This is a genomic window from Leptospira langatensis, assembly GCF_004770615.1.
Classification (GTDB): Bacteria; Spirochaetota; Leptospiria; order Leptospirales; family Leptospiraceae; genus Leptospira_B; species Leptospira_B langatensis.
The window spans coordinates 33,433-59,829 of the sequence record NZ_RQER01000006.1 but is presented as its reverse complement, the minus strand read 5'-3'; the positions used below and the strand labels follow the sequence as shown (position 1 = coordinate 59,829).

Below are 26,397 nucleotides of genomic sequence, written 5' to 3'. Positions count from 1 at the left end.
ATCAAGGAGCCAAAAGTCTCCAAGCTTCCAAGGAGGTAGTTCCGACTCGGATCAGGCTTTTGAGTTTGGTAAGTTCCAGGATCTTGTTCACTTGAGAAGAAGGAGAGAATACCGCGATCCCTCCCTTGCCGCTTTTGACCAATCTGGAGTGGGTCGCCATAAACACTCCCAAACCGGAAGAGTCTATGTACTTAACATTCTCCATATTGACTAATAAATAAATGAAGCCTCGGTCCAGTAGATGAAAGAATCGTTCCTTCATGATCTGAGCGGAGTATAAATTGATCTCTCCGGTGATCTTGACAACGACTGCTTCCTGAGGAAGTCCATCGGGGATATTGTCTTGATCTAAAAAGACTCCTAGTTCTGGAGCATCGTGATCGAATTCATTGCTATCCAAATTCCAGGGACTTTCAGACATAGTTTCATTGGATCGGTTCGGACCGAATGCGAAGACTATCGAATGTCTTCCGGTTTATGCAAGGATTTTATCCGTTTTTTCTTCGATTGTTGTATCTCTTAAGTGTCTTCTCTTACACCTTCCGAAATACGAAAACGATAGATCTTCGCTTCTAAACCGAATGTTCTTAAATATTCTTTTTGTAGCTCGGAGAATACCGACTCGGATCTACCTTCCTTATCCAAGACTAGAATGCAACCTCCGAAACCGCCTCCGATCATCCTAGCTCCCAAAACGTTCCTTGCATGCAGATTGTTTACGATAAAATCGGTTTCTTCACAGGAAACTTGGAACTTTTCGGCTAAGGATTGGTGGCAGAGATATAATTCCTTGCCTAAGCCTACAGGGTCTTTTTCTTTCAAATAGCGGATAACGTTACGAACCCTGGATCTTTCTCCCAGGATATGCTCGGCCCTTTTCTTTTCCGTTTCGGTCAGTCCTACTGAATTCAGGTTTTCCGGATCCGCCTCGTTTAAGTTTTTCAATCCTGGATCGAACTTCCGTAATTTTTCCGTGGCAGACTCGACTTCTCTTCTTCTATCGTTATATTCACTTTCTTTAAGATTATGTTTCACTTTGGAATCGATGAGATAAAATTCGAAGCCCGGCAGATCCAAAGAATGATAGGAATATTCCAGACTTTCCGTATCCAAGGAAATGCAGGAAGAAGGCTTAGCGGTCGCGATCACGAATTGGTCCATGATGCCGCAATTGACTCCGACAAAATGATTTTCTGCGGATTGAGAAAGAAGAGCGATCTCTTCTCTCGAAATTCCCCAAGAGAAGATCTGAGAAAGTGCGAAGGCGGTCCCAACTTCTACCGCTGCAGAAGAAGAGAGTCCCGCTCCCTGGGGAATATTTCCCGTGAACGCTAGATCGAACCCTTGCACGGACAGTCCCTTTTTACGGGCTTCCGAGATCACACCCAATATATAATTGGCCCAGGTCTTCGTTTCCGAATAAGCTAGAGAGTTCGTGATCAGCTCCGATTGAAAGTCTTGGGAATAGATCCTAAAATCCTCCCTTCCATTCTTTCGTACTGCCAGAAACACTCTGAAATCTATGGCAGCGGGAAAGACTGTTCCTCCTGCATAATCCACATGTTCCCCGATCAGATTGATCCTACCGGGTGCGGAAAAGAAACGAAGAGGGAATGGATCGGAAAAATCGGGAAAGGCCGCTTTTAAACTTTGAGCCAGGATCTCTTTCACTGACAGAACCATTCTGGAAGATAAAAACTTCCGATCCAAACTTACAAGGATTTTGGGAAAATGTAACTTTCTGAAAGCAACGTTTTTCCTTGCTATTCCGGCTAATCTCCGTAATCTGTCGCGGATGTCCGGGATTGGAGAAAGTCGATGGCCTTCGCTTTAGAATTAAAGGATCGATTTGCTGCTGAGTTTATAGATCCGAAACAAAAAGAGGCAGTCGGAAAAGAGTCCGCCCTTGCCTTGCAAAAACTATTGAATGGAACATCGCCAGGATCCGAATTTTTGGGATGGGTCCGTCTTCCCCAAAACAAGAAGCAAGAAGAACTCCAAAAGATCCAATCCGTTGCGGCAAAGATCAGGGCCCAATCCGAAACTGTAGTGGTTGTCGGTATCGGAGGATCGTATCTAGGCGCAAGAGCAGTCATCGATTCGGCTAGATCTTATTTCTCCAGTCCTAAACTCGGCGCTCCCGAGATCATTTATGCGGGACACCAACTAGATGCACGTTATCATTCCGAGCTTCTAAAATATTTGGAGGGGAGGGAGTTCTCTGTAAACGTGATCTCCAAATCCGGGACTACTACCGAACCTGCCTTGGCCCTGCGCATGCTTTGGGATCTTGCAAAGAAGAAGTACGGCGATCACGCAAAGGAAAGGATCGTAGCTACCACCGACGGTTCCAAAGGCGCTCTTTTAAAAATGTCCCAAGAGTTGGGGTTCGCGACCTTCACAATTCCGGATAACGTGGGAGGAAGGTATTCCGTTCTCACTCCGGTGGGATTATTCCCGATAGCCGCTGCGGGTATAGATATTCATGCCTTTTGGGAAGGCTTCCAAGAAGCAGCGGATGCACTCTTAAGCGATCCTTCTCCGGAAACGAATCTGGCTTGTTTGTATGCTACATATCGAAATTGTTTTTATCGTTCCGGAAAGAAGCTAGAGGTAATGGCGAGCTATACCCCTTCTCTTCATACTCTTGCAGAATGGTGGAAACAACTCTTCGGAGAAAGCGAAGGAAAGGAAGGGCTGGGGATCTTTCCTGCCTCCGTGGATCTGACCACTGATCTACATTCCATGGGGCAGTACTTGCAAGAAGGGGAGAGGCATCTGTTTGAAACAGTTCTTTATCCTAAGAATAGCGGAGAAGAGATCCGTATTGCCAAGGATCCGGACGATCTGGACGGACTGAATTTCCTAGCAGGAAAGAAGATGAGCGAGGTAAATGAGCAGGCTCTTCTTGGCACTCTAGTGGCACATTCCGAGGGGAAGGTCCCTTGTTTGGAAATCTTATTTTCCGATACGGGAGCCAAAAGTATGGGACAGCTTATGTATTTCTTCGAATTGGCCTGCGGGATCTCGGGCAACGTATTAGGAGTGAATCCCTTCGATCAGCCTGGGGTTGAGGCGTATAAAAAGAATATGTTCGCATTGCTCGGAAAACCCGGTTTCGAGGACTTACGGGAAATTTTGAAGAAGAAAGGGGTCTAAACTTATAAATTTGGAATTTCGAAAACGAGGATTTTGAATTTTTTTCTCTAATTCTCTCGAAAGCAATTCCGAAACGCTTGACAGACCTTTGTTTGGGTTTCCGATTAGAAGTAGTATGGCTCAAAAAGGTAAAAAACTGAGGATCATTTCAGCTTCCTTAGCATTATTTACCCTTATCTTTTTCCTACACTCCGGGCCATCCACCAGCACTTATCCCGGGAAGAAGCCTTTAACTACGCAAAGTATCGTAGGGCTTGAGACCGATGTCGAAGAATTAAATGGTTTAGCAGTAGAGGATTCCGAAGTATCGGAACTATTCGTTGGGCTTACTTATTCTTCGAGAATACATAAACCAGGTCTCTCTGAATTAAATCCTTCCCGTCAGGATAGGTTTCAATTCCAACACACAAAATTATTATCTCAACATCTGTTGAATATACCTCCTCCATCCCTTATCTAATCGAGTCTTAGGACAAAGTCCGTAAACTCCGAACCCTCAGCGCGTACTCATACGTTTGCTTTGGCTTTGGAAAAAAAAAGAAACATAAACAGAACAGAACTTAGGAGATTTTTCGTTATTTTTTTCCCATCCAATATAGCACCAATTTAACCGGTCCGTGTCTTCGGACCTCCGTTCGAGAATACGGGCCGGTTTTTTTTTCGATTTCATCCAGACAAAAAAAAGGCGACAGAGAGTGTAAAGATCCCGATATTTTGTGGGATTTAGGACTCCTTAAGCGAATGGAATTGGAACAAGGCAAAATGGAACGTCTTGCCAGAGGGATTGAACTCGGTAAGAAGATCGTTCTTCACGGTGTTGTTCTTTCCGGACATTATAAATCCAATCTGGAGAGTTATCTTCGCTATTGTTTAGAGTTCTATAAGAAGACCGACATTCTTCCTCCCGGGCTTTGCCTCTTATATTCCCTTTTGGAAAGAACTTATAGAGAAAATTGTAGGAACTCCTACTATAAAGAGAAGGGTTGGGATCCTTCCGATCCGGAATCCCTCACGGAAAGAGAAGCTGAATTTGAGAAGGAATGGGATTTCTCCGATCCTCTTAGTCTCAAACCAAAGCTGAAGGAAGAGGGCTTCTTTCTGAGGACCACGATCCTTCATGGACCGACAGGGATCACAGTGGAACTGGCAAACAAGGCCATTATCACTTCCGAGTCCGAAGAGGAATTGACGGAGTACTTGTCCAGGGCAAAATCCTATCACAATCTTTCCGAATACTACGAAGACTATCCTTTCGACGAAGAGGGAAGAGAGATCGACATCGCTCTTTCTTTTCTGCAATTCCAAGAGATAGGTCTGCATCCAAATCTCCTAAGATTCGACACCATGGAAGGAGAGCATGTATTCAGAGTGGAGATCCCATTCGATAGCGGATACAGCTCTTTGCGAGAAAAGATCGAGAAGGACGAGGATCTGAGACCTTTCCGTTTTCATTCCGATAAGGAGAAGGAAGGGGAAACGATCGAACCCTGGAAGATGTCTGTCTGTACGATCTGTGGAAGGACCGTAGACGACAGGATCTTCTTTAGGACATTGCCGGAAGATGTGATAGAAAGAGCGAAGGAGATCCCTTCGACCAGGGATGTATGCGCCTGGTGTCTATCCGGTTATCTCTGGTCCTGATCTAAGATCTTAATACATAAGGAAAATATTATATTGGATCCGAATTATCCTCCTAAACCGATCACTTTATCGGGCGACTTAGTCCAGCTTGTTCCTTTACGGTTAGAGCATACGGAAGCTCTTGCAGAAGCAGTCCGGGACGGAGAACTCTGGAAGCTTTGGTTCACGAATATTTCTCCGCCCCAAGAAATGCAAGGCTGGATCGAAAAAGCTTTAGAAGAGCAGAAGTTAGGTCTTTCTCTTCCGTTTGCTGTTTTGAGAAAGTCGGACGAAAAAATCCTAGGCTCCACTCGTTTTATGAATATAGAAAAGGAGGCAAGGAGAGTGGAGATCGGATCTACTTGGTACAGCAAAAGTGTACAGAAAACCTTGATCAATACCGAATGTAAGCTTTTATTACTAAGACACGCGTTCGAGGTCTTAGATTGTATTGCCGTGGAATTTAGGACTCATTTCTTTAATACCCAATCTCGCAGAGCCATAGAGAGATTGGGGGCTAAGATGGATGGTATCTTACGAAATCACAGGATCAGTAAGAATGGGACATTGCGCGATACAGCGGTATACAGCATTATCAATTCCGAATGGCCCACCGTAAGATCCCATTTAAAATTCAAATTGGGACTGGAATAAGGATCCTTTCCTTATCGCCAGTTTTCTACCACTGAATCGATCACTCCGTATTCTTTGGCCTCATATGGGTTGAGCCAAAGATCTCGATCGGTATCCCTTTCGACGATCTCGAGAGGTTGACCGGTCCTCAGAGAGACGATCCGATTGATCTCCTTTTTATCCCTTTCGATCATAGAAGCGAATATACCTATATCCGTAGCCTGTGCCTCGAACCTTCCGGGAACATGAGGTTGGTGGAGCATGATCCTGCTATGAGGGAAGGCGGATCGTTTTCCTTTGGTTCCGGAAAGAAGAAGGAGCGCTCCGAAACTTGCCGCTAATCCCATGCAAACTGTGTTTACATCATTAGGGATCAGATCCATCGTATCGAGGATAGCCATTCCCGCGGTATTGGCTCCTCCGGGACTATTGATCACAAGGGTGATATCCTTTTCAGGATCCATATTAGAAAGATATAATAGACGATCTACAACGTATTTTGCGGAGCTATCGTCCACCTGCCCCCAAAGAAAGACCTTTCTTTCCTTTAACTGACTATCTTCCAGGCGCAGGCCCGGTAATTGGGCAAGTTCCGCTATTCCGTTTTCCATTCGAATCTCCATATTAGGATGCCATCGCCATTGGCCCGTGTAGGACTTCCAACCATTCTTTCCGATCGGATTTGTTCAATAATTGTCTGCGAAGTAGTTCTCTGCTTCTTCTCAGACGATTCTTTAGATTGCCGATCGGTATCCCCGTCTTCTCCGTGATCTGCTCGTAGCTCATCCCGTCGAAGTATCTCAGATCCAGGAGCTGCTTTTCTTCCGAAGGTAATTCGTCTAACGCGTCCAGAACCTCTTTTCTCCAACTATCTCCGGAGCGAGGAGCGGCCTTGGTGATCTCGGGATTGAGTTCCGTTCCGAGAAGATCTTTTTTTCTCAGGATCCGATCCGAGTGCTTGAGCACTAATCTTCTTAAGAGAAAAGGAAACGCCTCCGGTTGCCTAAGAGAAGGTAGCACCTTCCAGGCTTCTAGAAAGACCTCCTGACTTAAGTCTTCTGCCTTGGATTGATCTCGAATTCGTTTGGCAGCCTGGCTGCTAACGTACTTTTCGAAGCGGGTCATCAATTCGTTGAAGGCCGGCTCTTCTCCCTTGGAGGCTTCTGTGACTAGTACTTTAAAATCGCGCATATCTGTTAGAGGGTCCCAGTTTCAATTTTGGGGTGTACGAATCGAAACTATTTTTCAAACGGAACAGGGCGCTAGAACTTCGGTCTAGGAGGAAAATCGGCCCTTATCCTTGGAAAATTCCCCCCAAGAAGGAGGAAGTCTGTCCGAGAAATCGGTGTCCTTGTGGAGTTCGTAGAATTCCCTCTCTCCCAGATCCAAGAAGGTCCCAGGAAAGATCTTTCCTCCCAATCGATCCTGGTCGGAAAGTCTGCGAAACGTATCCGCGAGATCGTAAGGCTGATCGGGTTCCAGGTCGGAAAGGACTTTTGCCTTCATCCAAGAAAGACCTAAATAGAAATAGCCTCCCGGTGAAAAATGCACCCTTTCGTTCTCGAGACTGAGCCCGGTATAACTTGCGTCTTTGGGGACTTCTCCCAGATAAAGGATGCAATCGAAATCCTTCTTCTCTTCTTCGCTTGGCCAAGGAGAGAAGGAGACGTCTGGAAACAGAATGAAATCCGGATTTAAAACTAGGAATTCGTCTTGGAGGCTCCAGTATCTTTCGATCGCTGTGCGGATCCCTCCTCCGGTCCCTAGTATTTCCGCTGTCTCTGCCGAGAATTTGAGTGGGAAGTCCGGGAAATTTTCGAGTTCTGTCTCGATCTTCTCTCCCAGATAATGAGTGTTGGCGATCGCCTCTTGCACTCCCCAGTTCTTAGCGTGAAACAGTGAATAATATATTAGAGGAATGTTATGTATTCTGAGTAGGGGCTTGGGAAGGGAAGTGGTCCATTCCCCCATTCTTTTTCCGAAACCGGCACAAGGAAAGAAGGCTTTTTTGCTCATTCTAACCTTCTAATTTTTCCAGGAATAGGGAATTAGATGCCAATTCCTGTTTTAATAGATGAAAGAATAAGAAGAGTTGATCGGGGAATAATCCCACTTGTACGATCTCGAGTAGATTTTCCAGACACTGCAGCACGCTTTTTCTATATTTATCCTGCTTCTTGTCCGCTACCAACATGAAATAGGAACCTAGCGCCTTATAGGATCTCTGCAGCGCTTGTAGATAATAGCATTCTTTAGGTTTATGAAAACGTCCATGGTTCTCTTTTAAGAATAGCAGGAACAAACCCTGTCTCATTGCAAACGGTATGGGTCGATATGCGTCATAGAGAAGGCTGGCTAGATCGTAAAAAGGAGTTCCCATCCTTGCATCCTGGAAATCGATCAGGGTCAATTCACCTTCGGGAGAAAGCATTATGTTTCTAGAATGGAAGTCCCTATGGCAGAAAACTTTGTCCTTGTACTCTGCGAGAAAGCCAGCGGCTTCTTCTAAAAAGAAGATGACCTCAGGTCTTAGCTTTGTCTTTGTACGGAATAGTTCGGAGAACCTTTGGTATGCAGATAATGTGAATTGGTTCTCGTAGTTTAATTTTTCGTAATCGAATTCCCTCGTGGAGACCGGAGGATCAGCATGCAACTTTTGGAGAGAGATCAGCATCGCGATGCATTTTACCAAATAGTCCCTGTATTCGGAATCGTCTTGGATGGTGCTTAGATCCTTGTCTCCTTCGTCCGAGAGCAGAATGAGTTTATTGAGTATGTCCGTCTTATATACTTTTGGGACCTTGAAGCCGTAATGCTCCAAGAAGTTTCCGACATCCACGAAGTCGTGTTGAAAGACTTGGTCCTTGCATAATATCTTGGTTGGTTTGCCCAAGAAATGAACTCGATAGTATCTTCGCGCAGATGCTTCCGGATTTAAGAGTTCTATCTTGTCGGGGAAGGCTCCTCCCTCCGCTAAGAAGCGAAGCTCTGCTTCTCCCAATACGTTATTCATAGCCACTTATGGGCTAGTTCTACAATTTGTCCGGAAAGACCAAGCGGAATTCTGTGCCTTTTTCGGGCTCCGAATCGATTTCGATCCTGATCCCAAAGTGATCCGCTATTTCTTTGGCGACGAACATTCCTAAGCCGGTGCCTTGTCCCGTTTTCTTCGTAGTGAAGTAGGGTTGAAAGATCTTGGTCAAGACTTCCGGTGCCATACCGATCCCATCGTCCTTGATCTGTACCATAGGATGGCGATTTCTTTCGGATACGGAGATCTCTATTCTTCCCTTATTGGATGTGGCGTCTGCGGAATTTAAGAATATATTGGAGAACAATAGACTTAACTGATCCGCATTCGAATGCACATAAGTCTTTTCTCTCGCCTTTTGGAATACGATCTCACAGTATTTCAATCGAGTCGTCTTGCGAAAGACTTCGATTACGGATTCTACTACGTCGTTTAGGTCCAAGATCTCTCTGTCCCTACCTAGATCTCCCGGTTTGCCTAATTGTAATAGGTTGAATGTAAGGTTCTTGAGTTTGGTGATCTGGTTCCAAGTAACCTGGATGGCCTTGTCCTTGATGGGTTCGTCCGCGTCAGGAAGTCTCGCAACTTCTATGAATCCTTGTACTGCAGTGAGTGCGTTATTGATCTCATGACCGATGCTAGAGGCGATCGTGGTTAAAAAGGCTCTTCTCTCCGCATCCACCAATTTCTCGGAGATGATATTCTTTTGCGTAATATCTCTCGCAATCCCGGTAAAATATGTTTTTCCGTTCAATTCATAGCGACATACGGAAATATCGAAATTGAACTTTTCTCCGGATCTGCTCATCAATTCCGCATTGTGGAGTCGAGCGATCTGGTGGTCCGATTTTCGATTTACCAGATGTGCGATCCTTTCCATATAAGTATCTCTGTTCTCTTCCGAGATGAGAAGGGTGATCTTTTGGCCAACAATCTCGGATTCTTCGTAGCCGAAATTGCGGACAGTGGCTTGATTTGCTCCTCTGATCGTTAGGTCATCGTCTAGAGTGATCACACAATCCCCTGTTGTCTCTAAAATAAGACTATTGCGATAGTTCAGATCTCTGGATTGCTGTGCGAGATGGGATCTTTCCCGGACAGTTTTGAGGATACGTTTTGACTTGCGATCTTTCTCCTCTTTCTCTCTCTTCGCATTCTCGAGTGCTGCGAGTATATTCTGTCTGCTCACAGGTTTGGAGATATAATCGAACACTCGGTTCCTCAGAGCTTCTTCTGCCGTATGGAGCTGCGGGTTTCCGGTAATTAAGATAACTGGAATATTAGAATTATATTTTTTGATCTCTCTGGCTACTTCGATCCCGTCCTTTCCTCCCATCAGGATGTCCGAGATCACTATATCTACTTGATAGTCTCGCACGATCTTCATGGCGGAATCGTAATCTTCGGCGAGAAAGACATGATAGCCTTCTCTGGAAATAACCCTTTCCAAGGCTGTACGTATTTCGGCCTCGTCGTCTATGATCAGGACATTGGGATTTCCCCGAGTGGTCATGGGGTCCCGCGATGGAAATACGTCATACCTTACCTACCGGAACTCGAACCGTGACCTTGGTGCCTTGGCCAGGATTCGATTCTAAATGAATGGAGCCACCGTGATCGGTGATGATCCTTTGAGAGATCGTCAGCCCGAGTCCGGTACCTTGTTTTGTTCTTCTTGTCGTGTAAAGAGGTAAGAAAGCCTTCTCTACTACTTCGGCGCTCATTCCGGGGCCGTTATCTTGAATGGTAAAACTCACCATTTCTCCGTTCAAATATAATTCTTTTCGCGCTGAAACTTGTATCAAAGGATTTGCCGGTTTATGTTCCATTTCGGATATTGCATTCACAGCGTTCACAAGACAGTTGATGAGGACTTGTTCTATCTCCTGCCAAGCGACTGAGATCTGAGGAAGTTCCGGATTTGCGACCCTCTTGAGCTCGATTCCGTTTTTCTTGCAACTTACTTCTATGAGTTCGCAGGCTCTGAGAAGAATGAAATAAGGAGAAACAAGCTCCTTCTTTCTGGGCGCTCTTCTTCCTAGATCCAAGAGGCCTTTGATCAGATCTCGGATGCGTAACGCGGCACCTTCTATTCTCTTGTAGACTTTTTTTCTTTCGATCGGATCCGGATCTTCATGTTCTACAAGATCCTCTAGATAGAGTAGGCTGGACTGCAGTGGATTGTTCACCTCGTGTGCGATCCCTGCAGCGATCTCCCCGATAGAAGCGAATTTTGCGGTCTCGTACAATTGTCTGTCCAAGATCTTTGTTTGAGTTACGTCGGAGAAGATCAACATCGCCGCCACAGGGAATTCCTGATATTTCTTGAGAGGAAGGAACTTTATGGAAAAATAATTTTCCTCTTCTCCTAATAGGATCATCGAGAAGTCGAAATAAGCGGCTCTCTGCGTGCGGATGCATTCTTCCAATTTGGCACGGATCCCTTTCTCCGCTTCGTCCGGAAATAGTCTTGGAAAATCGTCCTGAGCTTCCACATTCAGGAATTGGAATAGGAAGAACTTCAGGATTGGCGCGACTTCCAATACTTTGCCGTGCGGGTCTAATATTACGATTCCATTATTCATGGAGGCGAATAAGTTCCGCAATTTCATTTCGGAAGCTCGTATTAATTCTTCGTTTTTCTTCTGTTCGGTGATATCTAAAAGTAACAAGATCGTTCCTATCCTGTTACCGTAATCGTCCTTTAGGGAAGAAGATGCGAGAAGGAACGGGACCTCATGTCTTCCTCGGATGGTGATCCTGGTTTCCGCTCTGGAGCCTAGGAGGATCGTATCCATCGCCTCCGGATCCAACTTCAGGAGATCTCTTACTTGCACTCCGGTGATCTCATCTTTAGAGATCCCTAATAAAGAACTAATATTATTATTTACGTATGTAATAAAGCCTTCGTCGTCAGTAGAGAGAAGAGGTACTTCTAAGGAGTTCAATAATGCTCCTTGGAATTGGAGTATCTTTGCCGTCTCCCTTCTTTGTTTTTCGATCCTCAGATATTGTAAGGAAGACAATAGATCTTCTACGATCTCGAAATAAAGATAGTTCTCTCCTGAGTCGAATGCCATATTCTCTTTGGAGATGATCTGTATCCCGCCTACAATGGTCCCTTCTTCTCGGATGATCAAGCTCAAGGATCTCTTAAAGTCCTTTGCCATAAGGGCTTCTTCCCATTCCGGATAGATCTGGGTGCCGAACTCGTAGATATGGAATTGTTCCGTTCCTTTTAAGAGGCTTGCAAAAGGAGAGACTAACTTCTTCTCTTCCCAGGCCGTCTCTAAGGATTTTCTCCATTTGGTATCCAGATCGGATTGGATCAGTATCTGATCCGTGCCATCTTCCCTTCTATAAAAACCCCAGACTAAACTGTAGTGAGGATTTTCCTTCAGGGTATCACAGATCTTTTGGAATAGAGTGCTTTCCGAACTCATTCGCAAGGATCTCAGATTGAGTTTTAATAAACGAAGTGTCCTTAAGATGCTTTGCAGATAATACAGTCTGAGCTCTATCTCTCTGATCTCCGATCTTTGGTAGATATGAAAGATCAAAGGAGAGTTAGGCGAATCGGAGAACGCGTTGATCGTAAAGTCTGCGAGAAGAAGTGTCCCGTCCTTTCTTCTTAGGTTCCAGAGTAACGAGATGCCTAATTCCTCGGCGCCTGTATTATAATCCCCTATATTATCCGGACGAGAAAGAAGATTACTGAGAGAAAGACCTTTCAGTTCGTTCTTACCGTAACCAAGGATGGAGCTTGCCTTGGGGTTTCCTCCCAGGATCCGATAGGTTCCCGGTTCCAGGATCAGTACGCCTTCCTGTGCGGGAAAGAAGGCCTTTTCTAAGAGTAGAACGAATTCCTGAGTATCCATGGAATATTGTAATTAATATCGGATCTCCGCCTCATAAAATTGATTTGGATTCCTTGCTAGATTCCGGCTGAGGCCCGATCCTAGTCCAAGCAATGGATTTTCTATACGAACTTTTTCTCAGAAATTATACCAGACAAAAAATCTCATTCATGAGAAAGGAACTGGGCTTCGAATCTCTTTCTGTGGATCTGGAAGGGCATAAGATCTTCTTCTTGAGAAGAAGATCCGAAGTAAATTCAGGCAAGTCCTTGCTTCTCATCCATGGACTCCTGGATTCCGCTACCGGTTTCCGAAGAATGGCTCCTTTTCTGAGGAAGGATTATGACATTTTGATGCCGGATATCCCTGGTTTCGGGCTAAGTCCTCTTCCTCCGATCAAATTCCTTTACCAGATAGATACATTTTCCCAACTTCTGTACAATTCCATCCGCAAATTGGATCTCAAAGAACTCGTGTTAGGCGGCCATTCCATGGGCGGATTGATCGCAATGCTGATCGCTATCCAAGATTCGAATTGGGAGAAGAGGATCAAAAAGTTAGTTTTACTTGCACCGGGAGGCATTCCTCACCCCAAAAGGGACGAGATGAAGGAGTTATTGTTTCCTTCCAAATCGGCGGAGATAGAAAGACTGCTCTCTGCCTTGTACAAGGAGAATGCGCCTCAATTGGGATGGCTGGCAAAAAAAGCTTTGCTTAGCCAATGGAATAATCGGGCTCATAGATTCCTAACGGAGAATACTCTGGATCGGGAAAAGCAGATCTTTATTGGGCAAAAGCTTTCCGCAGTAAAACAAAAGACTTTGATCGTTTCGGGGACGGAGGACCCGATCACAGATCCTCCCATGGTGAAAAAGCTACATGGCTACATAACGCATAGCAAATTGATCTGGATCCAAGACGTAAAACACGCTCTGCATATGGAAAAGCCTAGGGAAGTCTCCGAACAGATCAATGCCTGGCTTTAATATTGTTTAATATTTGCGAATTTGGATTTATTTACTTCAGTTTTAAGTCAGAATAGTTTCAGAATTTTTTCGCTCAGAAATCCAATTGACTGCTAGCAGTTTCAGATTACGTTTCCCTGAAACGATTTCAGGCTGCGTATGAAATTGCTGAGATTATTCCCAATACAATCTTCTTCTTCTCTTTCTATCTTGGAAGAGGTGTATGAACAGGGAGTCTCCGTCTCTAGATACTTCTTTTCGATGGTTGCTCTTATCTGTTTGCATGGGGCAAGCCTGGAGTACATGAGGGATAATTCCCTATTGCTCTATCTGGATCTGATCTCCGTATTCTTCTGCATCCTTGCGCTTTGTGCTCGTTTGATCTTTCATTCGGTTTTTTGGAGAAGGACATTAGTCATTTGCGTTTTGGCTACGATCATGCTGATCGAAGTGGAGACCCAATTCCACGATAACGAGTTTCGCTTCAGCGAACCGGAGATGTGGGTCTTGGATCCTGTCATTCTTCTTTTGATCGGATTCTTTTTGCCCGCAAGACCTTCTCTGTTCGTCGGTTTCATTCTCATGACTACCGCCTATTATTTGGGGAGGGTAGCGATGATCTCTCCGGAGGAGTTCCAAAAAAGAGGGCTTTGGGTGATCCTCGCAGACATGGTCGCTATCAACGGATTCTCTATTTTACTCAATCGCTGGTGGTTCTTTTATAGATTCGACAGCATTCGTAAGTCTAGACTTCTGCACGAAAGAGTAGGGCAGGAAAGAGAGTCCGTATTCAGGGACATTCACGATCATATAGGCGCAAATATTTTGGACCTGAAACGATTTGCGGAGAAGTTACAGAACAGTTCCGAATGGAATGCAAACTCTGCCAAGGATCTGGAATCTCTTGTGGGAAAGATCTCTTTGGGGATCCGAACAAGCGTCTCTCTTTGGGAAGATTCTAAATTGTTAAGCGAAGACCTTTGGATGGCGCTTCGGGTCATTCTTCTGAAAAGATACGAACTCTTTCAGAGAAAGATAGGTTTTGAAAAAGACGGGGATTCGATCTTTGCATTGGCAGAGGCGGATAGAGAGGATTTTTTAGGGATCATTGTAGAGCTAAGCTCCAACGATCTGAAGTACGGTTCGGAGGAATCTATCTGGGGAATGGACACTTCGGATGAATCCAAGATCCGCATCTATCTGAAGACAGGATCCAAATACGATCCTCGAAAGGAAGTAGAGGGATCGGGTAAGAAAACAATTTTACAAAGAGCGAAAAATATTGGGGGCTCATGGTCTGAATCTTATGAAAAAGGAATATATCTAGGAGAGTTAACACTGCCGTTAAATAGGGGTGGATGGGTCGGAAAAATAGAATGAATAAGGTTCGAATTGCTATTGTAGAGGATAATCTTGGATTCGCTCGGTCTTGTGCGGATTCCTTACTTGGAATGGAGGAGGTGGACAAAGCGGAAATCTTCCCTTCTGTGGAGGAGTTTTCGAAAGCAGGCGCAAAGCAGTTCGATCTGGTATTCTTGGACATTATTCTTCCTGGCAAATCAGGTATAGATTTCTTAAGGGAACAGAAAGCATTAGAAGATATTCCTAAATACGTCATGGTAACCACAGTCGATTCGGACGATGCGTTATTCCAAGCGATGCAAGCCGGAGCAGTAGGCTTCGTGTTAAAAAAGGACTTAAAGGATATTACGGAAGTCACTCGGATCGTTCTCCAAGAGGGAGGCATTCTTTCTCCAGGACTTGCTGCGAGGGTCATTTCCTTCTTCAGAAAACCTTTAAGAAAAGAGACGGAAACTCTCACTCCTAGAGAAAGAGAGATACTTCATCAGATCGTAAACGGAGCCAAGACTAGGGAAATTGCAGAGCATTTCGGAACGAAAGAAGGAACGGTCCGCATCCAGATCAAAAGTATTTTCAAAAAACTGCAAGTGAACTCCAGGGTAGATTTGGTCCGAAAATTTTCGGGTCCATGAGCGACTAACCCAAACGGTTTAATTTTCCTGTAACAGAACATACTAGTTTCAAGTCACTTAAGAGAGTAAACGTTACTCTATTGAGAATAAAAATGTCATCCTACTGAAATAAGAGGGAAACTTGCTTTCTCCGGTTTGTTATTAGTGTATGGTATACGGTATGATGGGGATAAGAGAAACGGAATGGTCCGAAGCTCTCGCTCGTCTCGCCGTAGTGATTTCCACTTACAAACATGTTGGAACGACTGCGGATCAGGTTTTTCTTGCCTGCGAATCCTTATGGGCAGACTGGGATGGTTTCGAACCTACCGGGCCGGATTGGTTGCAAGGCTTTGAAGAATCCATGGACGAAGGTGAGATGCAATATGCGGCGGAGTCGTTTACCCAAGTACGTTCCCTTCTTCGTGAGAAACTCGATCATGTAAATGTTATCTTTGAGAATGGGGACGATTCCGATCTAGGCGGGCTTATTCTAGAACTGACAGATGGTATCTATTCTCTGTTAGAAGGTCCGGAGGCTCCTGAAAAAACATCCGAGTCCGTATTCATAGAAGCCGAAAAGTTACTAGAAATACTCTTAGAATCCAACGGCTTAAAATTTCCAGAGGATGAGAACCTCTCCGAAATAGATCTGGATCAGGTGGGGGATCCGGGAGAAAGAGAGATCTTACGAGAATTGATCGCTGCTTTCGAAGAGTTAGGAGAGGCTAAGAATTCCGATTATCGAGGAACTCTATATCCTCTGATCTCCAGGATCCTTATCGTGCATTGGAGTTTTTATAGATTGAAAGTTGCGTAAGTCCTACTTTCGATCTTCTCTATCTTTTCTTTTTGCCTCTGTGGCTTCTCGCACTTCCTTTCTTACGTTCTCCGCTTCTTGTTCGGTGAGTCCGATCTGAGCCAGCATAAAGGCTTCGAATTTCTTTCTCCATATTTCTATTTCCTCTTCTCCCTTTAATTTAGGAACGTAGAAGGGTTCGGAGATAAAAAAGGTAACCTTAGAAAAAGGTTTGGGTAAAAAGGTGTGGTCCCAACTTGGAATGATCCAGTATCTGTCGTACTTTCCATAATAGGAAAGAATAGGATAACCGGTCATAGAAGCTAGCTGAATGATCCCGGGTTTTAACTGATATACCGGACCAGTGGGGCCGTCCGGAGTGATGAGGCTTACGTTCCCGTTTCTCGCATCTTGTATGAGGGCCTTGAGAGCCGTTGCTCCTCCTTTCCGACTGGAACCTCTTTTAGGTATCATTCCAAAATTAGCGATCACTCTGGTCACTAACTCTCCATCCTTGGACTGAGAGGCCATTGGGATCACAGTCTTCTTGCATTTCAGAATAAAGAACTTATATGTGAAATCTATTATATTCGGGATCTGGTTATGCCAAAGAGCTAAGAGCATTCCCTTCTCTTGGTCCAGATATTGTTTGGAGCTTTCGGGAAGATCGATCTTCTCCCAGCGGATCGTGAGATAGATCAGTCTTAGGAACTGAGTAGCTATCCAAGCACGGAACCGAATATTCAAGCCTCTTCACTCCTTTGGAATACCGGCAAAAGGAAAAGCCAGATTGCGGAAACGATCAATCCCATGCTCTCCCTAAAGATCCTAGATTCCAGGTTCGGCCTTGGATCGTCCAAATAGATGTACATCGCCCAAATAAAATATCCGATTGCGATCGATTTGCCAAGTCCTGCGATGAGTATCCTTCTTCCGGTATCTCTAAAGAATAAGAACCATTCCGTTGCGAACAGCAAGCTGACTGTGAGATAGGCCAGGATCCAAACCCTAGAATCCGGTTCTCTATACTGCAATCCGGCAAGTACAAGCCATGCTAATACAGTAGCGATCCGAAGCGAATCCGTGAAGAAAGGGATCATAAAAGTATTACGGCAGGATTTTTCCTGGGTTCAGTATATTTTTGGGATCCAATGCCTTCTTGATCATACGCATTACGTCTATCTCCGCTTGTGATCTGGAGAAATGTAAGAAGTCCTTTTTTAGGAGACCGATACCATGTTCCGCGCTGATGGATCCATGATGTTTTTGTAATAGTTCAAACATGGAAGGATCTACCTTCTTGCATTGAGAGAAGAAGTCAGCATCCGAGAGTCCCTGAGGCTTTACTATATTCAAGTGAAGGTTTCCATCCCCAATATGGCCGAATAGAGCGATCTCAAACCCTGGATACTTGGAAGAAAGCAATGCTTCCATGTCGTTCAAGAAAGGGTTCATATTCCTAAGAGGAAGGGAAATATCGTTTTTGTGGACCGTATAGTCCATGGAAATGGATTCGCTGATCCCTTCTCTATACTTCCAGAATGTCTCTGCCTGTCTGGAGTTTTGGGCAAGACTTCCGTCGGTCACGAAACCTTTTTCTAGAATGGTTTCCAAAAAGGAGAATAGTTTCTCTTCGTCTTCGGGTTCCGCGATCTCGAATTCCATTAAAACATAATATGGGCTAGGCTCGGAGAACGGATCCGGAACATGAAGATGGTCCATTACCTTTCCCAAGCAATACTGGGTCAAAAACTCGAATGCCAGGATGGGAACAGACATATTATGAGTTTCTTTAAATAATTCTAATATAGAGGGGAAGTCCGGAACTGCCGTGAATAGGATACGATTGTCCAGGGGCTTCTTGGTCAATTTGAGGGTACATTCTGTGATGATCCCTAGGGTCCCTTCAGAGCCTATGAATAAATGCTTCAGATCGTAACCTGTATTGTTCTTCAGGATCTCTCCGTTGAATTCCAGGATCTCTCCGGTCCCGGTAACTACCTTTAGGCCAAGCACCCACTGACGGATGAGTCCGTAATGAACTACCCGAACCCCTCCTGCGTTAGTCGCTATATTTCCGCCAATATGCGAAGAGCCTGTGGCTGCAAAATCCACAGGAAAATAAAACCCTCTTTCTTCTGCTTCCGTATGAAGGTTCTTAGTGATCATTCCTGCTTGGACGGTAAGGGATCCGAAGAATGGATCGAAGTCCAGTACCTGGTCCATCTTGGAAAGAGAGACTACGATCTCTCCCGCCTTTGCGACTGCTCCACCTGCGTAACCTGTTCTTCCGCCCGAAGGAACTACTTTTAAGTCGTTCTCGAAGGCGAACTTAACGATCGCCGAGACTTCTTTCGTGTTTTTGGGGAATGTTAGAATTTCATAATCGGGAGGATAGACCTTGGTCCTATCGGTCCCGAAAGAGAGAAAGGTGGCTCGGTCCATCTTGTCCTCGCCTCTGAAGAAAACCCTGTCCTCTCCTAAAACCTTGATCAGTACGTCTTTTTTATCTTGGGCAATGCTCATTCTTTACTCTACGAAATTCATTCTCTCGATCTGGCTATCGACGGGTTTCTCACCCTCTACTCTTTCTCTCTTGCGGTAGATGCCGTCGGAAGAGAGCAGTCTAGCCTTCACGTTATCTCTGATCTGAACGTCTAAGATCTTTTTGATCCTATCCTTGTTCTTAGCTTCCAATATGGGGAATAATACTTCGATCCTTCTCTCGAAATTCCGGGGCATACAATCCGCGGATGCAAGGAAGATACTTTCTTCTCCATCGGAAAGGAAATAATAGATACGAGTGTGCTCTAAGAATCTTCCTACGATGGAGATCACTGTGATATTTTCGGAGATCCCAGGTAATCCCGGTTTCAAACAGCAGATACCGCGGATAATCAGTTCGATGATCACTCCTGCTCTACTTGCGTTATACATTGCGAGAATGATATGGGGATCCACTAAGCTATTCATCTTGAAGATGATCCGAGCCGGTTTACCGGCTTTCGCGTTTTCCGTTTCCTTTTCGATCAGGGTCAAGAAGACGGATTTCAAATTATGCGGAGAAGCAGCCAACTTATTCAAGTAAGGCATTTTTGCATAGCTTGTGATCGTATTGAAGATGGTAGCTACATCTTCTGTGATCTCCTTGTTTACTGTGAAGAAGCTAAGATCCGTATAATATTTACTCGTAGTGGAGTTATAGTTCCCGGTTCCCAAGTGCACATAACGTATTAGATGTTCTTCTTCTCTTCGGACGATTAGGAGCATCTTGCAGTGGATCTTTAGGCCGGCGACTCCGTATACAACGTGGACCCCTCTTTCTTCCAGTTTTTGGGCCCATTTGATATTTCTTTCCTCGTCAAATCTTGCTTTCAATTCTACGAGTACGGTCACCTGTTTCCCGTTTTCTGCGGCCTGGCCTAGATACTGAATGATCGGAGAATCCCCGCTCGTGCGATACAAGGTCATCTTGATCCCAAGTACTTTCGGATCTTCGCTGGAAATACGAAGTAGATCCTCGATGGGTGCGAAGGATTGGTACGGGTGATGCAGTAAACGATCCTTCTTCTTGATCGCTTCGAAGATCTTTTCGGAAGACTCAAATTTTAAAGTAGCCTTTTGTTGGAAGAAGGGATACTTGAATTTGGAAGTATGTTCCAAACCGTAAAAGTACATAATATCACTTAAATTTAATAAAGAAGATACCTCGAATATCTCATGGTCCTGGAGTTCCATCAATTCCTTGAGAGTGTTCCGGACAAAGGGAGAAGTTCCTTCGTAAATGTCCATTCGGACCGCGTCTCCCCAGATACGGTTCCGGATCTCCTTCTTCATCGTGATGAGAAGGTCTTTTACGGACGCCTCTTCGTCTATAGAGATATCAGCGTCCCGGAGGATCCGGAACGGATGGATCTCTCTAACGGTCATTCCATAGAATAAATTGCTAACGTGTAGTTTGATGATCTCTTCTAAAGGAAAGAATCTTCGTACCTTTCCATCGCCCTTCAATTGCATGAATCTAGGAAGAACAGAAGGCACTTGCACCACTGCGAATAGGTCTTTTTTCAAACCCGTCTTCTCATCGTCCGTAGACAATAAGATGGCTAGGTTTAGGGATTTATTCAATATATGTGGGAATGGATGAGAAGGATCTATGGAAAGAGGAGTTAAGATCGGAGAAACATCATCCTTATAATACTGTCTGATGTCTTCGATATCGTCCTGATTCAATTCGAGAGGGTTCAAAATGAGTTCGATCCCATTCTCTTTCATTTGAGTCAAAGTTAAGTTCAGTATCTCATACTGTTCGTGTACAAAGCCCCTGACTTTATCGGAAAGTTCCGTAAGTATCTCGGATGCCCTTTGGCCGTTTAAACTTTTTTCGTCGTTTCCTTCTGCTAAAATATTCCGAAGGCCTGCGACTCTCACCATATAGAACTCGTCTAGGTTGGTTTCGGTGATGCAGAGGAATTTTAATCTTTCTAAGAGAGGATTTTCAGGATCTCTAGCCTCTTCCAATACTCTTTTATTGAAGTCCACCCAGGAGAGTTCCCGATCGAAGAATATATCCGGGTTTCCAATATGGATCGGACCCTTGGTTCCGTTCCCCCCGTTGGCATGAGTCCCAGTTTCGCCGGATTTAGTCTTTTGAGCCACAGATTTATCCTTCTTTCTTCTTGGTTTAAAACCGCTAGGCCAAGAGTCAAGTCGGCTTTGAGCGACACATTTTGTTCTATTGGAAGAAGGAAACGGAAAATCCAAAAGGCTCTCCGCTTCCTTCTTCTTTCTATCAATTTAATATGGTGCCAGATTCTCTTGCGTCTATGAGATACGGATTTCGGACTTTCTCTCCTTTTGCGATCCAAGTCTTGTTCGTAACTGGACAGTAAAAGGCGTGAAATTCGAATTTGGGAGCTCTATCTTTGAGAGTGTGACTTAACTCAGCAAACAAGAATTCCTGGTCCTCTCTGGATCTTGCTTTTTCCAAGAGCTCAGCGAATGTGAGGGCCTTTGCATATAGGATCCTTGCATCCTGTGCCTTCTCTTTTACTTCTCGTATCAGGTTTGCGAGCCCTTTCGGATTCGTCCTCTTTTCGTCGCTGGAAAGAAGTTGTTCGTGAAACACTGTTAGTCTTTGGAAGAGTCGTAGTTCTGATGTTTCGATCGTAACAGGTGCAGTGACGGATACTACGGAAGCAGTGGCGATATAAGCGAATACGTTGCGCATAAAATTCTCCTAAATTAAAAAATACGAATATTCTTTAAATAGGATCCTAAATGAGCAGTCGAACCTTCTTGAGTGGGGAATGGAATGTGCTCTGAGGTAAGGAATCCTCTGCGACTGAATAAAGCTCCACATTCGGGAAAGGGAGCGTCATGCGGATCCCGTTTGATTGAGCGTGAGAAGGATCGGTCTCTGTCTTCTCGGCTTCTTTCTCCGCGGTCCTGATGAATGTGAAGCATCCAAGTGAATCGACGCTACTATAGATCTCTTTGCCGGATTGTTTTTTTAGGGAATGATATTCGAAGTTCCCGGTCTCATTTGCAGAAGCCGAGATCGAAAAACTCAATATAAAGAGTCCGAATAACAACCGGGAGATCATTAAAGATTGGACCTAACCTAGGATTTTCCGGTTCATTTTAATTTACGGCCCAAGCAATTAGACGTGGTTGTGGATGGGGATGCGGTCGAGAATTTTTAGAACCCGTGCACATAAAATAATTCGTAGATTTTTCCTTCCCACGATATGTCCTGGCAGAAGTTACCTAGTATTAAGGTCATTTTATTGAAACGCTTTTTAAATCGATTCTTGCATCATTTCTATCTGGAAAACGCCGCCGGATATTTTGCGGCAGCCACCGCATTGATCACTACTTATTCCTTACTCGTGAACCCAAGTTTTGCGATACTGAATGCCTCCATCATAGAGGAAGGAAAATGGTGGGATGTGGCATTATTCGCATTCCGGCTCTATTCTCCCAGTGAGGCAGCCGAAGGAAGCTTTATGCCTTGGGTTTCACTCGCGATCTATTCCTACGTGATCTTCTTTGTAGGAAGAATGATCGAAGAGGATTTGGGTTCTCCTAAGTTCAATCTATATCTTTGGTCCGCCGTCATTCATATCACTGTAGGGGCAGTTCTCTCCATCTATTATCCTTTGTATGTAAATACTAGACTGATCTACGAATGCCTGCTGATCGCCCTTGCGATCCGGATGCCAAATGCGGAGTTATTCATTCTACCGATACGAATGAAATGGATCGGGATTGCGATCTTTGTCTTCTTAGTGATCGGCAGGTTCGAAGAAGTAAAAATGACCGGTTCCTATCTTCCTTTGGCGGGACTACTCTTCGGATTTTCGAATTTGGTCCTATTTTTCGGGAAAGATCTTCTCTCTTCTTTTCGTCAGACTTCCAGAGCCAATTCTTGGGCCGTAAAGAAAAAGGAGCAGGAAGTATTCACTGTGCATCGGTGCTTCATTTGCGGAGCGACTGAGGCGACGAATCCTTATTTAGAATTTCGTTATTGCGTGGACTGCGCCGACCATGAGTATTGCGAAAATCATTTGCATTCGCATACTCATATCCGCTGAAATCCCAACGGAAAGAATACAGAACCTCATAACCGGATTGACTTTCTTTAAATCAAAGGGTGAAATTTCCGAGCGTTTTGCTCCAGGCTCGTTTTCAGAAAACGGATCCTAGGAAAATCAGTCATGAATCTGGCGATCCAAAGACTCGAAGAAATATTCGCATCCATCCCTTTGCCTCTTATGGATATCTGGGGAAGGTTCGGCTATATAGTCGGGATCTTTCTCATGGTGTCAGCCTTCGGGGGATTTACATTCCGTGCCGGAGGAAATTGGAGCTTCGGTCGCCAAAGACAGATTTGGGACGCGCCGGCGTTACTCAGCGTTGCTTTTACTTTCGTCCTGATCTTCGTTACCGGTTATATAGGTTCCTTCATCGTTTTGGTTCCGGGGGCACAGACCTTCGAATCGTTAAAAGATCTCTCGGTTTTTGTCTGTATTCTACTTTTCGGCTATCCCGCTCTTATAGCGGTCCCGTTTGCATACGGACTTTCGGACTTGATCGAAGGAGTTCCTCCGAATTTTCTCATGGACTGGATCCTGGGATATTTTATCAATCCGTCCTGTTTCTGGGTGGCCTACCAGCTCATAGGAAGGAATCCCGATTTCAGAAGGATACGGACCTGGTTCCTATATTCCATATTTGTGATTATCTTCATGGGAATAGAGCCTCAACTCTGGGGTTATATTTGCTCCGATCAGTTTACTCCCGAGATTTCCTATAGGAATATTACTCCGGCGCTTTTCTTTACCACTGGGATTACTTGGATCATCGCTCCGTTTGCGGTGCTCATCGCATATCCTTTATCAAGAAGATATAATCTGTTTTGGGCGGAGATCCCCGGTCATACCCAGGAATCCATTCTGAGCTATAAGGAATGGTATTGGGAGAACGGAAAGAAAGGCATGGAAAAACTGGGCAGGGGTTGGCCCGTACGCATGTTCCTGGTTGCTCCTTTCATTTTTCTTGTCTTGGTATTGGTAGGATCCACAGCTTACTTAACTCTTAGGAGTTCCGAACTCGCGGCGGATAAACTGGCTTCTCGTTTGCACCAGGAGATCTCGGAGAATATCAATCTTCAGTTGGATGATTCGATCTCTAAGTCTTCTAGTTTGGATTTCGAGAAGATCGATAAAATATTACATAATACGAATATTGCAAAGAGCGGTAGAGCCTTTATCATCGATAGAGAAGGGAATGAGATCGCTTCCTCTTTAGATGCAAAGGGAGAAAATCTTCTCGTCTCGGAGAGTTCGGACCTGGTGGCTAAGAATGCGGTGCAAGCTTTGATCTCCGAGTCCAAGGACTTGAAAATGGTCAAAGCCTCTTTTCAGTTTAGGTTTGATGTGGTGACTGCAAAGCCCGTATCCAGGGAGACTTGGTTAGCCCAGATTACTCCTTATCAGGATCCGAGCGGAGAAGTGCAATGGATCGTGATCACTGCAATGCCCGCTTCTTATTATCTAGAAGGAGTGAGACTTGGCAATAGCGAATCTGCAAAGGTATTTGCGATTGCGCTCCTTCTTTCCTTACTGGTAGCGGTCTTTCTTGCGGGAGTCGTTACCGCTCCCATCTCTAGGATCTCGGAAGCAAGCCAGGCAATGGCAGAAGGAGATCTAACGCAGAGAGTTCCTACTAGCCGCTTGGAGGAACTAGGAACTCTATCACTTTCTTTCAACCATATGGCGGAGCAATTGCAGGACGCTTTCCATAAAATGAAATCGATAGAAGGGAAACTTCTGGAGAGGAATCAATTTATCGAATCTATTTTGGATATCACTCCGGATATTCTATATATTTACGATCTGAAAGAGAGAAAGAACGTTTACGCTAATAACGGGATATACAGGATCTTGGGTTATTCCGTGGACAATGTCCAGGAAATGGATGCCAATGTTATGCCTAATTTAATGCATCCGGATGATTTGGAAAATTATACTAAGAACGTTTATCCTAAATATTTTTCCGCAAGTGATAAGGACCTGATCGAATTCCAGTACAGATTGAAGCATGTAAACGGGGAATGGGTTTGGTTGGTCTCCCGGGCCTTGATCTACCAAAGAGAACCCGATGGGACTCCTAGGCAGGTCTTCGGGATCGCGAATGATATTACAAAGAGCAAGCAGTCCGAAGAATTGATCCTGGATCTGAATGCGAATCTGGAAAGAAGGATAGACCTTAGAACGGAAGAATTAAAGAAATCGAATTCGGATCTGATAGAGGCGCTCGAATATCAGAAAAGTATTATGAAGGAGCTGAAGGATACCCAGGACCAACTCCTTCTATCCGAAAAATTGGCGGCCCTTGGCCAATTAGCGGCAGGAATGACTCACGAATTGAATACGCCTTTGGGTGCTATCGTTTCTTCCAATAGGGCGATCCTGGAGATCCTGTATACTGAGATCAAAGAGATCCCGGATCTGATCCTGAACCTGGATACCGAAGAAAGGGCAAATTTCAAGATCCTACTAGAAGAAAGTCTTAAGGAGATCTCCCAGTCGGAGATCCTTCCGAATCGCGCTTTGCGTAAGGAGCTGAGTGCTAATTTAAAAGAATGGAATATTCCGAACCATGAGAATGTAGCGAACTTGATCCTGGAAATGGGATTGCATCGACTCGGGAATCGTTTGCCGGAACTTTTAAGGGGAAGGAATTCCCTGAAGACTTTGAATGCGATCTCTTCTATCGCTTCCGTGGTGAGACTAAGCAATGTGATCTCCATCGCGACCGGAAAAGCATCCTATGTGGTGGATGCGCTCAAGCATTATCTCAATCCGGGAGAAAGAAAGATAGAGGAGAACGAAACTTTTCCGATCGATGTGGAAGCGGAGATCGAGACTATCTTGACCTTGTATCAAAATAAGATAAAGTTCGGTGTCGAGATCGTAAAGAGATTTGAAACCAAGGAAAAATGCCTAGGGGACGCGAATCAACTCAACCAGGTTTGGATCAATTTATTGAATAACGGACTGCAGGCGATTAACTACGAAGGCAAAATAGAGATTGCGATCGAAAAGATAGAGAATTGGATTGTCGTTTCCTTTATCGACTTTGGTTCAGGCATTCCTAAAGAGATACAAGGCAAGATCTTTGATCCGTTCTTCACCACGAAAAAACCGGGAGAAGGGATCGGTATCGGTTTGGATATTTCTAAAAAGATCGTAGAAAGGATAGGTGGAAAGATCGAATTTGAATCCCGACCGGGAAGAACTAAATTTAGCGTGTGGCTGAAATCCGTTAATAGTGAAAAAGGGGAGCCGATTGGAAACCAAGACTAGACAGGAAGCAATCTTATGCGTGGATGACGAAGCGATCATCCTGATCACCTTGCAAAAGGAATTAAAGAAGCAAATGGGCGACGAGTATCTATACGAGACTGCTATGAGCGGAAACGAAGCCTTAGAGATCATCGACGATTTAGTGAGTGCCGGAGTGAGCGTTATCTTGATCTTGTCCGATTGGCTGATGCCAGGGTTGAAAGGGGACGAGTTCCTAGTCCTTGTACATCAAAAGTATCCTAATATACGATCCATACTAGTCACCGGACATGTGGACGCAGAAGCAGCAGATCGAGTGAAGAGAGAAGCCGGGACATATGCTGTCATTCCTAAGCCTTGGGATGTCAAAAAGCTCATGGATGCAGTCAGAGTTTGTTGCGGTAAGTAAACTGTTTTGAGCTTCAAACGAACGATTGTTCGGACAAGGCCTCTAGTTTGGAAAACGAATTGACCTTTCTATTTTGAAGAGGATACTGATTTTCCCAAGG

25 protein-coding genes are annotated in these 26,397 nt (G+C 44.7%); 11 read left to right on the top strand and 14 right to left on the bottom strand.

Annotated features, from left to right (window positions below; all coding sequences use genetic code 11):
- Position 1 precedes the first annotated feature (1 nt).
- Positions 2 to 421: an STAS domain-containing protein gene (locus tag EHO57_RS09565; protein WP_135645311.1), complete on the bottom strand. Its 420-nt coding sequence runs from the start codon at positions 419 to 421 to the stop codon at positions 2 to 4.
- 98 nt (positions 422 to 519) lie between these two features.
- Entirely contained in the window at positions 520 to 1,683 is a 1,164-nt protein-coding gene (gene galK, locus EHO57_RS09560) for a galactokinase (RefSeq protein WP_135645313.1), read from the bottom strand.
- A gap of 135 nt (positions 1,684 to 1,818) precedes the next feature.
- On the opposite strand from galK, the gene EHO57_RS09555 reads away from it, so the two are divergent.
- From EHO57_RS09555 to EHO57_RS09540, 4 genes are all read left to right on the top strand, one after another.
- Complete coding sequence (locus tag EHO57_RS09555; RefSeq protein ID WP_135645314.1) at positions 1,819 to 3,159, top strand: glucose-6-phosphate isomerase; 1,341 nt, start codon at positions 1,819 to 1,821, stop codon at positions 3,157 to 3,159.
- A gap of 115 nt (positions 3,160 to 3,274) precedes the next feature.
- Positions 3,275 to 3,619 carry a hypothetical protein gene (locus EHO57_RS09550; RefSeq protein ID WP_135645316.1) on the top strand — a complete coding sequence of 115 codons (345 nt, stop codon included), beginning with the start codon at positions 3,275 to 3,277 and terminating at the stop codon, positions 3,617 to 3,619.
- 281 nt (positions 3,620 to 3,900) lie between these two features.
- Positions 3,901 to 4,800, top strand: a complete 900-nt coding sequence (locus tag EHO57_RS09545; protein WP_135645318.1) for a hypothetical protein — start codon at positions 3,901 to 3,903, stop codon at positions 4,798 to 4,800.
- A gap of 33 nt (positions 4,801 to 4,833) precedes the next feature.
- Positions 4,834 to 5,433: a GNAT family N-acetyltransferase gene (locus EHO57_RS09540; RefSeq protein WP_135645320.1), complete on the top strand. Its 600-nt coding sequence runs from the start codon at positions 4,834 to 4,836 to the stop codon at positions 5,431 to 5,433.
- Positions 5,434 to 5,444: 11 nt separating this feature from the next.
- Here the strand turns inward: EHO57_RS09540 and EHO57_RS09535 are convergent, their stop codons facing one another.
- From EHO57_RS09535 to EHO57_RS09510, 6 genes are all read right to left on the bottom strand, one after another.
- Entirely contained in the window at positions 5,445 to 6,023 is a 579-nt protein-coding gene (locus EHO57_RS09535) for a ClpP family protease (protein ID WP_135645322.1), read from the bottom strand.
- 13 nt (positions 6,024 to 6,036) lie between these two features.
- On the bottom strand, positions 6,037 to 6,603 hold the full coding sequence (locus tag EHO57_RS09530) for an RNA polymerase sigma factor (RefSeq protein ID WP_135645324.1): 567 nt from the start codon (positions 6,601 to 6,603) through the stop codon (positions 6,037 to 6,039).
- Positions 6,604 to 6,687: 84 nt separating this feature from the next.
- Positions 6,688 to 7,428 (bottom strand): NTP transferase domain-containing protein, encoded by a 741-nt coding sequence (locus EHO57_RS09525; protein WP_135645326.1) that lies wholly within the window; start codon positions 7,426 to 7,428, stop codon positions 6,688 to 6,690.
- Between the two features lies 1 nt (position 7,429).
- On the bottom strand, positions 7,430 to 8,425 hold the full coding sequence (locus tag EHO57_RS09520) for a phosphotransferase (protein ID WP_135645328.1): 996 nt from the start codon (positions 8,423 to 8,425) through the stop codon (positions 7,430 to 7,432).
- Positions 8,426 to 8,444: 19 nt separating this feature from the next.
- The gene (locus EHO57_RS09515) at positions 8,445 to 9,956 is read right to left on the bottom strand and encodes a hybrid sensor histidine kinase/response regulator (protein ID WP_135645330.1); all 1,512 of its coding nucleotides are present in this window, start codon (positions 9,954 to 9,956) and stop codon (positions 8,445 to 8,447) included.
- A 22-nt stretch (positions 9,957 to 9,978) separates the two neighbouring features.
- Positions 9,979 to 12,321, bottom strand: a complete 2,343-nt coding sequence (locus EHO57_RS09510) for an ATP-binding protein (protein WP_135645332.1) — start codon at positions 12,319 to 12,321, stop codon at positions 9,979 to 9,981.
- Positions 12,322 to 12,413: 92 nt separating this feature from the next.
- On the opposite strand from EHO57_RS09510, the gene EHO57_RS09505 reads away from it, so the two are divergent.
- The 4 genes from EHO57_RS09505 to EHO57_RS09490 all read left to right on the top strand — a co-directional run bounded on the left by EHO57_RS09505 (position 12,414) and on the right by EHO57_RS09490 (position 16,058).
- Positions 12,414 to 13,286: an alpha/beta fold hydrolase gene (locus tag EHO57_RS09505; RefSeq protein ID WP_135645334.1), complete on the top strand. Its 873-nt coding sequence runs from the start codon at positions 12,414 to 12,416 to the stop codon at positions 13,284 to 13,286.
- 138 nt (positions 13,287 to 13,424) lie between these two features.
- Entirely contained in the window at positions 13,425 to 14,645 is a 1,221-nt protein-coding gene (locus tag EHO57_RS09500; RefSeq protein ID WP_135645336.1) for a sensor histidine kinase, read from the top strand.
- On the top strand, positions 14,642 to 15,259 hold the full coding sequence (locus EHO57_RS09495) for a response regulator transcription factor (protein WP_135645338.1): 618 nt from the start codon (positions 14,642 to 14,644) through the stop codon (positions 15,257 to 15,259). The genes EHO57_RS09500 and EHO57_RS09495 overlap by 4 nt, the downstream gene beginning before the upstream one ends.
- Positions 15,260 to 15,419: 160 nt before the next feature.
- Positions 15,420 to 16,058, top strand: a complete 639-nt coding sequence (locus EHO57_RS09490; RefSeq protein ID WP_135645340.1) for a hypothetical protein — start codon at positions 15,420 to 15,422, stop codon at positions 16,056 to 16,058.
- 3 nt (positions 16,059 to 16,061) lie between these two features.
- Here the strand turns inward: EHO57_RS09490 and EHO57_RS09485 are convergent, their stop codons facing one another.
- The 6 genes from EHO57_RS09485 to EHO57_RS09460 form a co-directional block, all read right to left on the bottom strand.
- On the bottom strand, positions 16,062 to 16,784 hold the full coding sequence (locus EHO57_RS09485; protein WP_135645342.1) for a lysophospholipid acyltransferase family protein: 723 nt from the start codon (positions 16,782 to 16,784) through the stop codon (positions 16,062 to 16,064).
- On the bottom strand, positions 16,781 to 17,137 hold the full coding sequence (locus EHO57_RS09480) for a transmembrane 220 family protein (RefSeq protein WP_135645344.1): 357 nt from the start codon (positions 17,135 to 17,137) through the stop codon (positions 16,781 to 16,783). The genes EHO57_RS09485 and EHO57_RS09480 overlap by 4 nt, the downstream gene beginning before the upstream one ends.
- A gap of 7 nt (positions 17,138 to 17,144) precedes the next feature.
- On the bottom strand, positions 17,145 to 18,563 hold the full coding sequence (locus tag EHO57_RS09475) for an FAD-binding oxidoreductase (protein ID WP_135645346.1): 1,419 nt from the start codon (positions 18,561 to 18,563) through the stop codon (positions 17,145 to 17,147).
- 3 nt (positions 18,564 to 18,566) lie between these two features.
- Positions 18,567 to 20,696, bottom strand: coding sequence for a polyphosphate kinase 1 (gene ppk1 / locus EHO57_RS09470; RefSeq protein ID WP_135645348.1), 2,130 nt, complete (start codon positions 20,694 to 20,696; stop codon positions 18,567 to 18,569).
- A 133-nt stretch (positions 20,697 to 20,829) separates the two neighbouring features.
- Complete coding sequence (locus EHO57_RS09465; RefSeq protein ID WP_135645350.1) at positions 20,830 to 21,267, bottom strand: LIC13259/LIC11441 family protein; 438 nt, start codon at positions 21,265 to 21,267, stop codon at positions 20,830 to 20,832.
- 46 nt (positions 21,268 to 21,313) lie between these two features.
- Complete coding sequence (locus tag EHO57_RS09460) at positions 21,314 to 21,643, bottom strand: hypothetical protein (RefSeq protein WP_135645352.1); 330 nt, start codon at positions 21,641 to 21,643, stop codon at positions 21,314 to 21,316.
- 144 nt (positions 21,644 to 21,787) lie between these two features.
- Between EHO57_RS09460 and EHO57_RS09455 the strand changes: the two genes are divergently transcribed.
- The 3 genes from EHO57_RS09455 to EHO57_RS09445 all read left to right on the top strand — a co-directional run bounded on the left by EHO57_RS09455 (position 21,788) and on the right by EHO57_RS09445 (position 26,297).
- On the top strand, positions 21,788 to 22,633 hold the full coding sequence (locus EHO57_RS09455; protein WP_246050630.1) for a hypothetical protein: 846 nt from the start codon (positions 21,788 to 21,790) through the stop codon (positions 22,631 to 22,633).
- A gap of 123 nt (positions 22,634 to 22,756) precedes the next feature.
- Complete coding sequence (locus EHO57_RS09450) at positions 22,757 to 25,909, top strand: ATP-binding protein (protein WP_135645354.1); 3,153 nt, start codon at positions 22,757 to 22,759, stop codon at positions 25,907 to 25,909.
- Positions 25,893 to 26,297 (top strand): response regulator, encoded by a 405-nt coding sequence (locus tag EHO57_RS09445; RefSeq protein ID WP_135645356.1) that lies wholly within the window; start codon positions 25,893 to 25,895, stop codon positions 26,295 to 26,297. The genes EHO57_RS09450 and EHO57_RS09445 overlap by 17 nt, the downstream gene beginning before the upstream one ends.
- Positions 26,298 to 26,397 lie beyond the last annotated feature (100 nt).

What these genes read in the sequence shown, in the direction of transcription:
- EHO57_RS09565 (WP_135645311.1), bottom strand. Translation starts at nt 421, where the DNA reads ATGTCTGAAAGTCCCTGGAATTTGGATAGCAATGAATTCGATCACGAT.
- galK (WP_135645313.1), bottom strand. Translation starts at nt 1,683, where the DNA reads ATGGTTCTGTCAGTGAAAGAGATCCTGGCTCAAAGTTTAAAAGCGGCC.
- EHO57_RS09555 (WP_135645314.1), top strand. Translation starts at nt 1,819, where the DNA reads ATGGCCTTCGCTTTAGAATTAAAGGATCGATTTGCTGCTGAGTTTATA.
- EHO57_RS09550 (WP_135645316.1), top strand. Translation starts at nt 3,275, where the DNA reads ATGGCTCAAAAAGGTAAAAAACTGAGGATCATTTCAGCTTCCTTAGCA.
- EHO57_RS09545 (WP_135645318.1), top strand. Translation starts at nt 3,901, where the DNA reads ATGGAATTGGAACAAGGCAAAATGGAACGTCTTGCCAGAGGGATTGAA.
- EHO57_RS09535 (WP_135645322.1), bottom strand. Translation starts at nt 6,023, where the DNA reads ATGGAAAACGGAATAGCGGAACTTGCCCAATTACCGGGCCTGCGCCTG.
- EHO57_RS09530 (WP_135645324.1), bottom strand. Translation starts at nt 6,603, where the DNA reads ATGCGCGATTTTAAAGTACTAGTCACAGAAGCCTCCAAGGGAGAAGAG.
- EHO57_RS09525 (WP_135645326.1), bottom strand. Translation starts at nt 7,428, where the DNA reads ATGAGCAAAAAAGCCTTCTTTCCTTGTGCCGGTTTCGGAAAAAGAATG.
- EHO57_RS09520 (WP_135645328.1), bottom strand. Translation starts at nt 8,425, where the DNA reads ATGAATAACGTATTGGGAGAAGCAGAGCTTCGCTTCTTAGCGGAGGGA.
- EHO57_RS09515 (WP_135645330.1), bottom strand. Translation starts at nt 9,956, where the DNA reads ATGACCACTCGGGGAAATCCCAATGTCCTGATCATAGACGACGAGGCC.
- EHO57_RS09510 (WP_135645332.1), bottom strand. Translation starts at nt 12,321, where the DNA reads ATGGATACTCAGGAATTCGTTCTACTCTTAGAAAAGGCCTTCTTTCCC.
- EHO57_RS09505 (WP_135645334.1), top strand. Translation starts at nt 12,414, where the DNA reads ATGGATTTTCTATACGAACTTTTTCTCAGAAATTATACCAGACAAAAA.
- EHO57_RS09500 (WP_135645336.1), top strand. Translation starts at nt 13,425, where the DNA reads ATGAAATTGCTGAGATTATTCCCAATACAATCTTCTTCTTCTCTTTCT.
- EHO57_RS09495 (WP_135645338.1), top strand. Translation starts at nt 14,642, where the DNA reads ATGAATAAGGTTCGAATTGCTATTGTAGAGGATAATCTTGGATTCGCT.
- EHO57_RS09490 (WP_135645340.1), top strand. Translation starts at nt 15,420, where the DNA reads ATGATGGGGATAAGAGAAACGGAATGGTCCGAAGCTCTCGCTCGTCTC.
- EHO57_RS09480 (WP_135645344.1), bottom strand. Translation starts at nt 17,137, where the DNA reads ATGATCCCTTTCTTCACGGATTCGCTTCGGATCGCTACTGTATTAGCA.
- EHO57_RS09475 (WP_135645346.1), bottom strand. Translation starts at nt 18,563, where the DNA reads ATGAGCATTGCCCAAGATAAAAAAGACGTACTGATCAAGGTTTTAGGA.
- EHO57_RS09465 (WP_135645350.1), bottom strand. Translation starts at nt 21,267, where the DNA reads ATGCGCAACGTATTCGCTTATATCGCCACTGCTTCCGTAGTATCCGTC.
- EHO57_RS09460 (WP_135645352.1), bottom strand. Translation starts at nt 21,643, where the DNA reads ATGATCTCCCGGTTGTTATTCGGACTCTTTATATTGAGTTTTTCGATC.
- EHO57_RS09455 (WP_246050630.1), top strand. Translation starts at nt 21,788, where the DNA reads ATGTCCTGGCAGAAGTTACCTAGTATTAAGGTCATTTTATTGAAACGC.
- EHO57_RS09450 (WP_135645354.1), top strand. Translation starts at nt 22,757, where the DNA reads ATGAATCTGGCGATCCAAAGACTCGAAGAAATATTCGCATCCATCCCT.